Source organism: Actinomadura sp. SCN-SB (assembly GCF_043906805.1).
Classification (GTDB): domain Bacteria; phylum Actinomycetota; class Actinomycetes; order Streptosporangiales; family Streptosporangiaceae; genus Spirillospora.
The window spans coordinates 1-12800 of record NZ_JBIMPP010000056.1 but is presented as its reverse complement, the minus strand read 5'-3'; the positions used below and the strand labels follow the sequence as shown (position 1 = coordinate 12800).

Below are 12800 nucleotides of genomic sequence, written 5' to 3'. Positions count from 1 at the left end.
CCGGGACGGCTCAGCGCAGGAGGGATGCGCCCGCGCGGCGTTTCGTCCAGACGTCGAAGGCGACCGCGGCCAGCAGCACGATGCCCTTGACCAGCATCACCCGCTCGCTGGGCGCGCCCACCAGCGACATCCCGTTGTTGATCACGCCCATGATCAGTCCGCCGGTGATCGCGCCGACCACCTTGCCGACCCCGCCCTGGACGGCGGCGCCGCCGATGAACGCGGCCGCGATCGCGTCCAGCTCGAAGGTGTTGCCCGCGGTCGGGCCGGCCTGGTTGAGCCGGCCGGCGAAGATGACCCCGGCCAGCGCCGCCAGCACGCCCATGTTGACGAAGATCCAGAACACGATGGACCGGGCGTTCACCCCCGACAGCGTGGCCGCCTGGAGGTTGCCGCCGACCGCGTAGATGCGGCGCCCGAACACCGCCCGGTTGGTCAGCAGCGTGTACCCCAGCACCAGCGCCGCCAGCAGCACCAGCACCCAGGGCAGGTTGCGGAACCTGGCCAGCTGCACGGTCACCGCCATGATGAGCGCGGCGGCCGCGGCGATCTTCAGCAGGAACACCGGATACGGGTCGACCGACTGCCCGTAGCCCAGGCGCGCGGCGCGGGCGCGCCACTGCGCGACCGCGAAGCCTCCGCACGCGGCGAGCCCGCACAGCAGGCTGAACAGGTCCGCGCCGCCCAGCACGCCGAGCCCGATGTTGCCCAGGTAACCGGCGGTGAAGCCGTTCGACAGCGTGCGGATCTCGCTGGGGAACGGGCCGATGCCCTGGTTGCCCAGCACGGTCAGGGTCAGCGCGCGGAACAGCAGCATCCCCGCCAGCGTGACGATGAACGACGGGATGCCGAAGTAGGCGATCCAGTAGCCCTGCCACGCCCCGATCAGCGCGCCCGCCCCCAGCGTGACCACGAGCGCCAGCGGCCAGGCCACGTCGTGGTTCACCATCAGCACCGCCGCGATCGCGCCGGTCACCGCCACCACCGAGCCCACCGACAGGTCGATGTGCCCGGAGATGATCACCAGGATCATCCCGATCGCCAGGATCAGGATGTAGGAGTTCTGCACGATGATGTTGGAGATGTTCTGCGGCTGGAGCAGGTCGCCCCCGGTCAGCACCGTGAACAGGACGACGATCAGGGCGAAGGCGACGTAGATTCCGCTCTGCCGCAGGTTGAGGGACAGCCGGTAGACCGGGTCCGGCCCGCCCTTCGCCCCGCGTGGGTCGTTGTCCGGCCCGGCCTTGGCGGTCTCGGCGCTGGTCGTGCTCATGACGCCTCCTTGCGCACACGGCCGTTGCGGTTCAGGGTCATGTAGGTCATCAGGCGTTCCTGGGTGGCCTCGGCGCGGGGCACCTCGGCGGTGATCCGGCCGGCCGCCATCGTGTAGATCCGGTCGCACAGCCCCAGCAGCTCGGGCAGTTCGGAGGAGATCAGCAGGATGGCGGTGCCCCGCTCGGCGAGCCGGTTGACGATCGAGTAGATCTCGTACTTGGCGCCCACGTCGATGCCGCGGGTGGGCTCGTCCAGGATCAGCACCTCGGGCTCGGTGAAGATCCACTTGGCCAGCACGACCTTCTGCTGGTTGCCGCCGCTGAGCTTGCCGGTCTCGCTCAGCACGCTGGGCGCGCGGATGCCCAGGTCGCGGCGGAACCCGTCGGCGACCCGGTACTCCTCGTTCGCGTTGACCCAGCCGCGACGGGCCAGCCTGCCCAGCCCCGCCGCCGACACGTTGCGCTTGACGTCCTCGATCAGGTTGAGGCCGTAGCGCTTGCGGTCCTCGGTGGCGTAGGCGATGCCGTGCCGGATGGCGTCCCGGACGGTGCGCGCCTCGATCGGTTTCCCGTCCTTGTAGAGCCGGCCGGAGATGCCCGTCCCGTACGAGTGGCCGAACACGCTCATCGCCAGCTCGGTGCGGCCCGCGCCCATCAGCCCCGCGAGCCCGACGATCTCGCCCCGCCGCAGCGTCAGGCCGGCGCCGTCGACCACCACCCGGCCGTGCTGGGTGGGGCTGTGCACCGTCCAGTCCTCGATGCGCAGCACCTCGTCCCCGATCCGCGGCTCGTGCGGCGGGAACCGGTGCTCCAGGTCGCGGCCCACCATCCCGGCGATGATCCGGTCCTCGGTGACCTCGCCGGACGACTCCGACAGGTCCAGGGTCTCGATCATCCGGCCGTCCCGGAGGATGGTGACCCGGTCGGCGATGGCCAGCACCTCGTTCAGCTTGTGCGAGATGATCACGCAGGTGATGCCCTCGTCGCGGAGCCCGCGCACCAGCTCGAGCAGGTGCGCGGAGTCCTCGTCGTTGAGGGCGGCGGTCGGCTCGTCCAGGATCAGCAGCCGCACCCGCTTGGCCAGCGCCTTGGCGATCTCGACGAGCTGCTGCTTGCCCACGCCCAGGTCCGCGATCGGCGTGACCGGCGACTCGGGCAGCCCGACCCGCTCCAGCAGCCGGGCCGCCTCGTGGTTGGTGTGGTTCCAGTCGATCAGCCGCAGCGCGGACCGGAGGCCCCGGCGGCCGTGCTCCCCCTCCGAGGGGTGCGAGAGGTCGTCACGGCGGGAGCGGAACGGCCCGCGGGCCGCCTGCTCGTTGCCGAGGAAGATGTTCTCCGCGATCGACAGCTGCGGGCACAGCGCCAGCTCCTGATGGATGATGACGATCCCGCGCCGCTCGCTGTCGCGGATCCCGGCGAACCGGCACGGCTCGCCGTCGAAGAGGATCTCCCCCTCGTACGAGCCGTGCGGGTACACCCCGGACAGCACCTTCATCAGCGTGGACTTGCCCGCGCCGTTCTCGCCGCAGATGGCGTGGATCTCGCCGCGCCGCACCGACAGATCGACCTGCCGCAGCGCGTGCACACCTGGGAAGGACTTGGTGATGCCTAGCATCCGCAGGATGTCGCCGGTCATGGTCAGCTCAGCTGGGACTGCTTGTAGTAGCCGCTGTCCACCAGCACCCGCTGCACCGTCGACTTCTCGACGATCACCGGCTCCAGCAGCTGGGACGGGACGACCTTGACGCCGTTGTCGTAGTCCTTGGTGTTGTTCACCGTGGGCTTGCCGCCCTTGAGCACGGTGTCGACCATCTTCACGGTCTCGGCGGCCAGCTTCCGGGTGTCCTTGAAGATCGTGGAGTACTGCTCGCCGGCCAGGATCGACTTGACCGAGGCGACCTCGGCGTCCTGCCCGGTCACCACCGGGTACGCCTGGCCCGCGGTGCCGTAGCCGTTGCTCTTCAGCGCCGACAGGATGCCGATGGACAGCCCGTCGTAGGGCGACAGCACGCCCTGCACCTTCCTGCCACTGCTGTAGTACCGGGTGAGCAGGTCCTCCATGCGCTTCTGCGCGGTGGCCGCGTCCCAGCGCAGGATCGCCATGGTCTTGAAGTCGGTCTGGCCGCTGGGCACCTTCAGCGTGCCCTTGTCGATGTACGGCTTGAGCACCGACATCGCGCCGTTGTAGAAGAACGTGGCGTTGTTGTCGTCCGGTGACCCGGCGAACAGCTCGACGTTGAACGGGCCCTTGGCGCTGCCCTCGGAGCCGTCGGGGTTCTTCACCTTCAGCCCGATCAGCAGCGAGGTGGCCTGCTGCACGCCCACCTTGAAGTTGTCGAAGGTGGCGTAGTAGTCCACGTTGGGCGTCTGACGGATCAGCCGGTCGTAGGCGATCACCGGGATCTTCTTGTCGGCGGCCTGCTGGAGCTGGCTGGTCAGCGCGGTGCCGTCGATGGAGGCGACCACCAGCGCCCGCGCGCCCTTGGTGATCTGGTTCTCGATCTGGCTGGCCTGGGTCGGGATGCTGTCCTCGGCGTACTGCAGGTCCACCTTGTAGCCGAGCTTCTCCAGACCGGCCTTGACGTTGTTGCCGTCGCTGATCCACCGCTCGGACGACCGGGTCGGCATGGTGATGCCGATCAGCGAGCCCTTGCCGGCGGCCTGCCTGGCCTCCCGGTCGACGGTCTTCTCGCTGGAGCCGCAGGCGGTGGTCAGGGCGGCGGTGAGGACGAGGGCGGGCAACGCGGTGGTGAGGCTCCGGAGTTTCATGGGGTTCTCCTCGGAGGGTGTGGGGGGGTGGGGAAGCGCTGGAGTGGGCCAGGGTCGCTCGACCCGGGCGGTGACATCCCCTCGCCCGCCCCGAGCCGGGCGAGGGTGTCGAGGACGAGCCGACCGCGCCGCACCCGTTCGCGCCCCGTCTCGACGGCGGCGGAGAGCAGGTGGCGGCCCACCGGGTACAGGCCGGGCACGTTGCGCAGCCCGAACTTCAGGTAGATCGGCGCGCCGCAGCGGATCAGCTCGGCCGCGTCGTAGATCCGGACGTAGCCGCCCAGGTCGTCGGGGGCCTCGACATAGAAGTCCATGGGCGCGGCGCTGAGCGCCCGGATCTCGGCGAGCTGCGCCACGGTCAGGTCGCTGGGCACGTTGACGGAGTCGGCGCCGAGCCGCTCCCAGATCGAGAACGACACCGGGTTGACCGGGCCGACCAGCGCCGACACCTTGAACCTGGTGTCGGCCGGCAGCCGTCCGGAGGCGCGCAGGCAGTGCAGCGTCCACAGGACGCCCTCGTCCGCGACGAGCAGGGAACGCACGCCGAGCGAGGTGGCGCGCTCGGCGTCCTCCACGCACTGGGCGAGCTGGTCGCGGCCACGCGCGCGCGGGCCGGACGCGTTGTACGCGCGCGCGCCCGCGCCGGGCTCCCAGGTGCCGCGGGGCCCGAGGAACAGGCTGAGCTCGATGCCGCGCTCGGCGCAGCCGGCCAGCATCAGGGTGATCTCGTCGTCGGTGAGCATCCACACGCCGCTGCCCTGGCTGATGCGGTGCAGCGGGACGTCCAGGCGTGCGCTCTCGTCCAGCACCGCCTCCAGGACGGCGGGTCCCTCGCATGAGGGCAGCTCGGTGCGCCAGGCGCCGCCGTCGGGGAACCGCGCGGCGGACGCGGGCGGCGGCTCGGGCCGTGCCGGGAACCCCAGCGCGTGGAGCGCGTCCTCTCCGGGAGCGCGGGGGCCGTCCGGTGAATCCATCACACCTCCCTAGTCGGGAATGTCAGGGGTGTCGGGGATGTCGGGGCGAAGGAGCACCTTGCCCGCGTCGGGCGCGGCGCTCAGCTTCAGCGCCGTCTCGAAGTCGGCCAGCGGCAGCTCATGGGTGACGAGCGGGGCCGGGCGCAGCACGCCGGTGCCGAACGCGCGCACCGCGTACGCCCAGTCGGCCGGGCCGGCGCCGAAGACCGTGTGGACGGTGAGGGCCCGGGTGACCAGCAGCGTGGTGGGCACCGCGTCGGACGCGTCGCCGGTGATGCCGGTGAGCACCACCCGTCCGCCACGGCGGGCGAGCGCGACCGCCGCGCGTGCCGTCCCGGGCCTGCCCGCGGTCTCGACGACCACGTCGAACGCGGCCTCGGCGGCCTCGCCCGGAAGGCACACGGCGGTGGCGCCGGCCGCCAGCGCCGGCTCGGCCCGTCCCGGACGGGGGTCGATCCCCACCAGCAGCGACGGCGAGGCCGCGGCCAGCAACTGGAGCGCGAGCATGCCGAGGGTGCCCGCGCCGACCACCGCGGCGGTCTCGCCGGGACGCAGCGCCGCGTGCCGCACCGCGGCGGCGATCACCGCCGCCGGTTCCAGCAGCGCCGCCGCGCGCAGGTCCGCGTCCTCGGGCAGGACGTGCAGCAGCCGCGCGGGGACCAGCAGGTGGTCGGCGAACGCCCCGGAGCGGGTGAAGCCGGTCTCGTCGTAGCCGCTCGCGCACAGGTTGGGCGCGCCGTCCCGGCAGCGCGCGCAGCGCTGGCAGCCGCGGTACCCCTCGCCGACGACCTTCGCGCCGGTCAGGGTGGGATCCGTGCCCTCGCCGACGGCCACGACCGTGCCCGACCACTCGTGCCCGGGGACGATCGGGTACGAGACGAACCCGGGCGGGCGCGAGCCCTCGTACAGCTCGCGGTCGCTGCCGCACAGACCGGCGGCGGCCACCCGCACCAGCGCCTCGCCGGGCCCGGGTCCGGGCACCGCCGACTCGGCCAGCCGGAACCGGCCGGGCGCCTCCACCACGACGGAACGGTTCACCTCGTCTCCTCGGGATGGCTCGGCCGTTCCTCGCGCTTGTGCCAGTCCTCGGCGAACAGGTCGAAGTCGGCCTTGCGGCGGGGGAACTCGGCGACGGCGTCCAGGTCCAGCTCGACGCCCAGGCCGGGCGCCTGCGGCACGGTGAAGTAGCCGTCCACCACGGCGGGCGCGCCCCGCGCCACGCTGGTGATCCGCGCGTCGGCGAAGTCGTTGAAGTGCTCCAGGATCTTGAAGTTGGGCACGCAGACGCCCAGTTGCAACGACGCGGCGGTGAGCACGGGGCCGCCCACGTTGTGCGGCGCGAGCTGCACGTAGTACGTCTCCGCGGCGGCGGCCAGCTTGCGGGTCTCGGCGATCCCGCCCAGGTGCCCCACGTCCGGCTGGACGATGTCGGCGGCCTGGAGCTCCAGCAGCTCGCGGAACTCGATCCGGTCGTGGATCCGCTCGCCGGTGGCGATCGGCAGCCCGGTGTGCGCGGAGACCTTCGCCAGCGCCTTCAGGTTCTCCGGCGGGCACGGCTCCTCCAGCCACGCCGGGTCGTACGGCTCCAGCAGCCGGGCCAGCCGGATCGCGGTGGCGGGGGAGAAGCGGCCGTGCATCTCCACCAGCAGCTCGCACTCGGGGCCGATGGCGTCCCGCACGGCCTCCACCAGCGCGATCGACCGGACCGTCTCGTCGTGGTCGAGCTCCATCCGGCCCGCGCCGAACGGGTCGAGCTTCAGCGCCCGGTACCCGCGCTCCACCACCCGCCGCGCCGCCGCGTGGAACTCCTCCGGGGTGCGGTCGACGGTGTACCAGCCGTTGGCGTACGCCTTCACGCGGTCGCGCACCCGCCCGCCCAGCAGCCGCCACACCGGCTGGCCCAGGGCCTTGCCGAGGATGTCCCAGCAGGCCATCTCCACGCACGCGATGCCGGACATCACGATCTCGCCGGCCCGGCCGAAGTCGCCGTACTTCATCCGGCGGACCAGGTCTTCGATGTCGAAGGGATCGCTGCCGAGGACGTGCCGGCGCGCGGCCTCGTTCAGGTAGCCCAGCAGGGCGTCGGTGTGCCCGAGCATGCGGGCCTCGCCGACACCGCTGAGGCCCTCGTCGGTGTGCACGGTGACGTAGGTGAGGTTGCGCCACGGCGTCCCCACCACGTGGGTGTCGATGTTCGTGATCCGCATGATCAGCGAGCGCTTGCTACTGGTAGCGCTAACATCATCGTCATCGTGGACCTCCTCGGGGTCTGTTCGGCGTTAGCGGGATGCCCTGACGGCCGTGCTCTCCCTGACGACCAGCTCGGGCTCCACGGTGCGGCGCGGGGAGCCGTCGGATCCGGCGATGCGGTCCATCAGGAGCTGGAAGGCGTGCCGCCCCACCTCCCCGAACGGCTGCCGGACGCTGGTCAGCGGGGGCGCGAAGTACGGTGCCTCGGGAACGTCGTCGAAGCCGGCCACGCTCACCTCCTCCGGGACGCGCCGTCCCGCCTCGCGCAGCGCGCGCAGCAGGCCGAGCGCCATCGGGTCGTTCGCGGCGAACACCGCCGTCACCCGCGGGTCGGCGGCCAGCAGCCGGCCCTGCTCGTAGCCGGACCTGGCGCTCCAGTCGCCGGGCAGCGGGTCGGGCGCCTCGCGGCCGGCGTCGCGCAGCACCGCGCGCCAGCCCTCGACGCGCTCGCTGGCGTCGATCCAGTCGCCGGGTCCCGCGATGTGCCAGACCGTCTCGTGGCCGAGGCTGAGCAGGTGCCGGGTGACCTTGGCCCCGCCCGCGCGGTGGTCGACGGCCGCCGCCGGAACCGGCAGGTCGTCGCCCGCGCCGATCACCACGAGGGGGAAGTCGGGCGGGAGCCCGCGCAGGCCCTCGGCCGCGGACCGGTGCGGGGCGATCACCACGATGCCGTCCACCGACTGGGAGCGCAGCCGCTCCACGGCGTCCTGGATGGAGCGCCGGGTCAGCCGGCTCACGCTGGCGATGCTCACCATGTGCTCGGCCTCGCGGGCGGCCCGCTCGATCCCGTACAGCGTGGACGCCGGCCCGTACAGCGTGGTGTCGAACGCGACCACGCCCAGCACCCGGGAACGGCCGGTGACCAGGACGCGCGCGGCGGAGTTCGGGCGGTAGTCCAGTTCGCGCATCGCCGCCAGCACCCGGTCACGGGTCTGCGGCCGGACCTTCTCCGGCGAGTTGAGCACCCGGGACACCGTCATCGCCGAGACCCCGGCCAGCAGCGCGACGTCCTCCATCACGGCGGCGCGGGTCCGCCCGGCCGGGGGGACGGACGGGCCGCCGCCATCGGAGGGGCGGGACGGGTCGGGGGCATCGCCCATGCTGTGATCTCCTGCGCACCGGGGTGGGTGGTCCGATGTTTGCGCTAACGCGGACGGCTGTCAATACCCCGGGCCAAAGCGGTGATAGCGCGAACATTCCACCCCTGGCGAGGGGTCGGACCACGCGCCGACGCGGCTACGGGGACGGCGGGAGCGCCCGCAGGATCGTGTTCACCAGGCCGTCACGCTCGGCGGGAGCGAGGTCGGTGGCGAGCCGTTCGAGGCGCCGGTTCACGGCCTCGTGCGTCTCGCAGGCGAGCCGCGACCCCTCGTCGGTCAGCGCGACCCGGTAGGCGCGGCGGTCGCGGTCGTCGCGGACGCGGGCGACCAGGCCGCGCCGTTCGATCCGGTCGACCAGCCCGGTCACGCTCGACTTCTCCAGGTGGAGCCGCCTGCTCAGGTCGGCCATCCCGATCGGGCCGTCGACCAGGTGGCACAGCACGTGCGCCTGCTGCGGCGTCAGCCCGTGCTCTCGGCCGACCTCGCCGAACACCTGATCGACATGCTGCGTGAGCCGGATCAGCGCCACGGTGAACGCGGTGCCGGCGGTGGTCGCCTGCGGGGTGGTGCGCGCACGGGTCATGAGGTCGGCCTCCACCCGCCAGCATAGTTGACGTTGGTTGGTGGTGCGAACTAAGTTGATTCGTCGTGCGAACATTTCGTATTACCAACAGTGCGTATCACGAATCGGAGAGACCATGACCGCGAAGGTTGCCGTCGTCGGTGGCGGATACGGAGGGAGCGCCGTCGCCAAGGCGCTCGACGAGGAGGCCGACGTCGTCCTCATCGAGCCCCGCGACGCGTTCGTGCACAACGTGGCCGCGTTGCGCGCCCTGGTGGACCCGTCCTGGACGGACGAGATCTTCTTCCCCTACGACGGCCTGCTGAAGAGGGGCACCGTGGTCCGCGACCGGGCGGCGCGCGCGGACGAGTCGGGCGTCACGCTCGCATCGGGGGAGCGGATCGAGGCGGACTACCTCGTCCTGGCGACGGGGTCGGGCTACCCCTTCCCGGCCAAGGTCGATGTCGACGACAGCGCCGCGGCCAAGGCCGCCCTCCGCGCCACCCGCGACGCCCTGGCGGGCGCGGAGCGCGTCCTGCTGCTCGGCGCCGGACCCTGCGGGCTCGAACTGGCGGGCGAGATCACGGCGATGTGGCCGGGCAAGGCCGTGACGATCGTCGATCCGGCCGGGGACGTCGTCACCGGCGGCTACCCGGACGAGTTCCGCGCCGAGTTGCGCGCCCAGCTCGACGCGATGGGCGTCGAGCTGCTCCTCGGCACGTCCCTGCGCGAGGAGCCGCCGACCACGCCGGGCAGGGCGGAGACGTTCACCGCCGTGACCGGGTCGGGCCGGAAGGTGACCGCCGACATCTGGTTCCGCTGCTACGGGGTCGTGCCCAACAGCGGCTACCTCGCGGGCGGGCTGGCCGGGGCCCGGCGTCCCGACGGGCAGGTCGAGGTCGGCCCGGACCTCCGCCTGCCCGGCCGGCCCCGGACGTTCGCCGTCGGCGACCTCGCCGCGCTTCCGGAGGCCAAGAGGGCGGGCGCCGCCGGGCGGCACGCCGAGGTCGTCGCTCACAACATCCGCGCCCTGATCGCGGGCGGCGACCCGGTGGCGACCTACACGCCTGCGCCGCCGGGGATCGCCCTGCCGCTCGGCCCGTCCGGCGGCGTCTCGTACTGGGCCGACGGCGGCGTCCTGGGCGCCGAGGAGACCTCCGAGATCAAGGGGGCGCACCTCATGACCGGCCACTTCCGGGACCTGTTCGGGCTGAGCTGAGTCCGGATCGGCCCGTCCCCGCGGTGCTGAAGGGACGGGTGCCGCCGGGCACGCCGCTGCGCGGCACGCCGTCCTGCAAGTACTCGATCGTGAACGGGATCCCGCTCGCGGTGAGGTGCCGCGGGCTGTTCATGAGGTGGAAGTGCAGGTGCGGCTCGGAGCTGTTGCCGGAGTTGCCGACCTCGCCGAGCAGGTCACCGGCCTTGACGCGGTCGCCTCGCCTCACTCGCAGCGAGCCGCGCCGCAGGTGCGCGAACACCGCGTGGACGCCGTCGCCCAGGTCGAGCACGACATGGTTGCCGAGGACGAACCGTCCCGCGGACAGGGTGAGCATCGACAGGACCGAGCGGAAGACGATGCCCTCGACCATCAGGTAGAGCAGGCCGGGCCAGGAGTTGCGGCTCCAGTGGTCGCGCTGCCACCCGCTGGCCTGGACCACCACGCCGTCGGCGGGCGCGGTGACGGGCTGCCCGAAGGCGGGAAAGGTCTCGGGCCGCGCCGCGAGCGGGTGGCGCACCACCGGCTTCCACTCCGACCTTGGGTCGGGCGCGTACACCAGGTCGATCGCGTAGGTCTGGCCCAGCTCGTGCGTGCCGTGGCTGGGCACCCTGTCGGCGGGGCTGTTCACCGGCACCCACCGCCCGCTGACGGGGCTGCGGACGGGGACGGGCGCGCGGTCGGACGCCTCGCCGCGCACGAAGAACAGCACGAGGCCGAGCGCGATCAGGGCCAGGCCCGCGCGCCCGGCCCAGTCCGAGCCGTGCAGCCTCTCGGTGAGCCCCAGCACGATGCCGAGGACGACGAGCGGCATTCTCATCCACGCGATCTTTCGGAGCACGACTGTCCTCCCGTTCCGGGTCGGTCAGCGGCGGGTGGCCGCCAGGATGGTCAGGATCGGCACCACCCGTTCGCCGGGCACCGCGTACCGGCCGCGCGCCGTGGTGCGGAGCCAACCGGCCGCGACGAGCTGGCGGAGGTGGTGGTAGAGCTGCCCGGTCGTGCCGAGCCGTTCGTCGGCGGCCAGCTCGGCGGTGCCGTGCGCGCCGCACAGGATCTCCCGCAGGAGCATGAGCCGTACCGGATGGGCCAGGGCGGAGAGCGCGTCGGCGGCCTGCGACCAGTCGTCGGCCACCAGCTCGGACGAGGTGTGACCCTGCTGCCATTCGTAGTGCTCGCCGTCCGGGAGGGTCACGCTGCCGGTGAACAGCACCGCGTCGCCCACCCGTTCCTTCAGGGCGCGCAGGGCCCAGAACACCTCGCCCGGATCGTCCTCGCTTTCCTCCGTGCCTTTCTGCGTGCCCACGACGTGCGCGCGGGAGGCCCGGTCCGAGCCCTCCAGGCGGGCCACGCGCTCCTCCAGCCGGGCGAGGCGCTCGGCCAGATCGTTCCCCTCGCTCCCCGTCACGATTCCATTATTACGTAGGAACGTAATTTCGCCAAGGCGTGCGGCGGATCAACCCGGCTCGCGCCCGGCCATGGCCTTCCACTGCCGGTCGGCGGCCGGGCGCCACGCCTCGTGCCGCCGATGGAAGAGCTCGAACGCGCGCGCTCCGCTCCACCCCTCCGGCAGCAGGTCCACGGGCAGGCCCGGGTCCAGGAACGGGAACCGGCGCCATTCCTGGACGAGCCGGGTGTGGGCGGCGAAGGTCTCGGCGTCGCCAACGGGACGAAGCGCGTGCACGGCGTCCAGGAAGTCCTCGTAGGCGGGTTCGATCGCGTCCAGGTCCCATGCCTGCCGCGCGACCCGCCGCGCCTCGGACAGGTCGCCGAGGCGGCCCACGAAGAGGGTCGCGGTGGCGGCCACGCCGATCTCCCGCAGCACCTCCCGTACCTCGTGTTCTCGCTCGGGATGCGGGGTAATCCACACGCCGGGGGAGAGGTTGCCCAGGCCGTTCCACGCCAGCCTGGTGCGCAGCAGGTGCCGCATCCTGCGGTCGCTCTCCGGGACGGAGGCCAGCACCATGAGCCACTGCCCGTCCCAGCGCGTCATGGGCCTGCCGAAGCCGTAGATCCGCTCGGTGCCGTCGGTGAGCAGCCCGCGGCCGGACGGCGTCAGCTCCCAGGATGTGCGGCGCCCGTGCCGGGTCCCGGCCAGCCACCCCTCGGAGGCGCTGCGCGCGAGCGCCTGCCTGACGGCCTTCTCCTCCACTCCGAGCAGCCCCAGCGCCTCCAGGAACGTGGCCGTCCACACCGGGCGCCCGCCCGGCAGCACGAACTCGCCCAGTACGGTCAGCAGCAGGGACCGCGCGCTGGCGGCGCCCAGCTCCCGGCGGCGCCGGAACTCCGGCTCGGCCTGCGCCGCGTAGGCCGCCGCCGACGGCCCGCCGGTCGCGGACATGGCACCCCCTCACCTGCGGTTTCGCCTGGTCGGCCCAATCATTCCACAGGGTCGTGGACGGGCGTCCCCACGATGTAGACCATGAAATGCTACAAAGTCTTGACGATCGAAGCGCTATGTGTGGAACATAGAGGTGGGAGACCGCCGGGAGGGACCCCGTCATGAGCACCGTCATGAGCACCCCCGAGAGCGGGACCGGCCACGTCGACTTCCGGGCCGACCCGTCCCGGTACCGTCACTGGCGGCTCGCCGTGGACGGCCGCGTCGCGACCCTCACCATGGACGTCGACGAGCAGGGCGGCCTGGTGCCCGGG

At 72.4% G+C, this 12800-nt stretch carries 12 protein-coding genes; 1 reads left to right on the top strand and 11 read right to left on the bottom strand.

Annotation, left to right across the window (positions count from 1 at the left end; translation table 11 throughout):
- Nucleotides 1-10: 10 nt before the first annotated feature.
- The 8 genes from mmsB to ACGWYJ_RS28785 all read right to left on the bottom strand — a co-directional run bounded on the left by mmsB (nucleotide 11) and on the right by ACGWYJ_RS28785 (nucleotide 8950).
- Nucleotides 11-1273: a multiple monosaccharide ABC transporter permease gene (gene mmsB / locus ACGWYJ_RS28820; protein ID WP_395109553.1), complete on the bottom strand. Its 1263-nt coding sequence runs from the start codon at nucleotides 1271-1273 to the stop codon at nucleotides 11-13.
- Nucleotides 1270-2910, bottom strand: a complete 1641-nt coding sequence (locus ACGWYJ_RS28815) for an ATP-binding cassette domain-containing protein (RefSeq protein WP_395109552.1) — start codon at nucleotides 2908-2910, stop codon at nucleotides 1270-1272. Before ACGWYJ_RS28815 ends, mmsB begins: the two co-directional genes overlap by 4 nt.
- 2 nt (nucleotides 2911-2912) lie before the next feature.
- A complete protein-coding gene (gene chvE, locus ACGWYJ_RS28810; protein ID WP_395109551.1) occupies nucleotides 2913-4043 on the bottom strand; it encodes a multiple monosaccharide ABC transporter substrate-binding protein in 1131 nt (376 codons plus the stop codon).
- A complete protein-coding gene (locus tag ACGWYJ_RS28805) occupies nucleotides 4040-5017 on the bottom strand; it encodes a hypothetical protein (protein WP_395109550.1) in 978 nt (325 codons plus the stop codon). The genes chvE and ACGWYJ_RS28805 overlap by 4 nt, the downstream gene beginning before the upstream one ends.
- A gap of 9 nt (nucleotides 5018-5026) precedes the next feature.
- Nucleotides 5027-6055, bottom strand: a complete 1029-nt coding sequence (locus ACGWYJ_RS28800; protein WP_395109549.1) for a zinc-binding dehydrogenase — start codon at nucleotides 6053-6055, stop codon at nucleotides 5027-5029.
- Nucleotides 6052-7224, bottom strand: coding sequence for a mandelate racemase/muconate lactonizing enzyme family protein (locus tag ACGWYJ_RS28795; protein ID WP_395109548.1), 1173 nt, complete (start codon nucleotides 7222-7224; stop codon nucleotides 6052-6054). Before ACGWYJ_RS28795 ends, ACGWYJ_RS28800 begins: the two co-directional genes overlap by 4 nt.
- A gap of 72 nt (nucleotides 7225-7296) precedes the next feature.
- On the bottom strand, nucleotides 7297-8283 hold the full coding sequence (locus tag ACGWYJ_RS28790; RefSeq protein WP_395109602.1) for a LacI family DNA-binding transcriptional regulator: 987 nt from the start codon (nucleotides 8281-8283) through the stop codon (nucleotides 7297-7299).
- Nucleotides 8284-8503: 220 nt separating this feature from the next.
- Nucleotides 8504-8950, bottom strand: coding sequence for a MarR family winged helix-turn-helix transcriptional regulator (locus tag ACGWYJ_RS28785; RefSeq protein ID WP_395109547.1), 447 nt, complete (start codon nucleotides 8948-8950; stop codon nucleotides 8504-8506).
- Nucleotides 8951-9065: 115 nt separating this feature from the next.
- On the opposite strand from ACGWYJ_RS28785, the gene ACGWYJ_RS28780 reads away from it, so the two are divergent.
- Nucleotides 9066-10148 (top strand): NAD(P)/FAD-dependent oxidoreductase, encoded by a 1083-nt coding sequence (locus ACGWYJ_RS28780; protein ID WP_395109546.1) that lies wholly within the window; start codon nucleotides 9066-9068, stop codon nucleotides 10146-10148.
- On the opposite strand, the gene ACGWYJ_RS28775 is transcribed toward ACGWYJ_RS28780, so the two are convergent.
- From ACGWYJ_RS28775 to ACGWYJ_RS28765, 3 genes are read right to left on the bottom strand one after another with little or no spacing between them, the layout of a single operon-like run.
- Nucleotides 10108-10965 carry a M23 family metallopeptidase gene (locus ACGWYJ_RS28775; RefSeq protein ID WP_395109545.1) on the bottom strand — a complete coding sequence of 286 codons (858 nt, stop codon included), beginning with the start codon at nucleotides 10963-10965 and terminating at the stop codon, nucleotides 10108-10110. The genes ACGWYJ_RS28780 and ACGWYJ_RS28775 overlap by 41 nt on opposite strands.
- 45 nt (nucleotides 10966-11010) lie before the next feature.
- Nucleotides 11011-11553 carry an ArsR/SmtB family transcription factor gene (locus ACGWYJ_RS28770; protein ID WP_395109543.1) on the bottom strand — a complete coding sequence of 181 codons (543 nt, stop codon included), beginning with the start codon at nucleotides 11551-11553 and terminating at the stop codon, nucleotides 11011-11013.
- A 48-nt stretch (nucleotides 11554-11601) separates the two neighbouring features.
- On the bottom strand, nucleotides 11602-12486 hold the full coding sequence (locus ACGWYJ_RS28765; RefSeq protein WP_395109542.1) for a PaaX family transcriptional regulator C-terminal domain-containing protein: 885 nt from the start codon (nucleotides 12484-12486) through the stop codon (nucleotides 11602-11604).
- Nucleotides 12487-12800 lie beyond the last annotated feature (314 nt).

Bases quoted from the DNA above. Each gene is read 5' to 3' on its own strand.
- ACGWYJ_RS28780 (WP_395109546.1), top strand. From the start codon at position 9,066: ATGACCGCGAAGGTTGCCGTCGTCGGTGGCGGATACGGAGGGAGCGCC.
- ACGWYJ_RS28815 (WP_395109552.1), bottom strand. From the start codon at position 2,910: ATGACCGGCGACATCCTGCGGATGCTAGGCATCACCAAGTCCTTCCCA.
- ACGWYJ_RS28790 (WP_395109602.1), bottom strand. From the start codon at position 8,283: ATGGAGGACGTCGCGCTGCTGGCCGGGGTCTCGGCGATGACGGTGTCC.
- mmsB (WP_395109553.1), bottom strand. From the start codon at position 1,273: ATGAGCACGACCAGCGCCGAGACCGCCAAGGCCGGGCCGGACAACGAC.
- ACGWYJ_RS28805 (WP_395109550.1), bottom strand. From the start codon at position 5,017: ATGGATTCACCGGACGGCCCCCGCGCTCCCGGAGAGGACGCGCTCCAC.
- ACGWYJ_RS28775 (WP_395109545.1), bottom strand. From the start codon at position 10,965: ATGAGAATGCCGCTCGTCGTCCTCGGCATCGTGCTGGGGCTCACCGAG.
- ACGWYJ_RS28765 (WP_395109542.1), bottom strand. From the start codon at position 12,486: ATGTCCGCGACCGGCGGGCCGTCGGCGGCGGCCTACGCGGCGCAGGCC.
- ACGWYJ_RS28795 (WP_395109548.1), bottom strand. From the start codon at position 7,224: ATGCGGATCACGAACATCGACACCCACGTGGTGGGGACGCCGTGGCGC.
- chvE (WP_395109551.1), bottom strand. From the start codon at position 4,043: ATGAAACTCCGGAGCCTCACCACCGCGTTGCCCGCCCTCGTCCTCACC.
- ACGWYJ_RS28785 (WP_395109547.1), bottom strand. From the start codon at position 8,950: ATGACCCGTGCGCGCACCACCCCGCAGGCGACCACCGCCGGCACCGCG.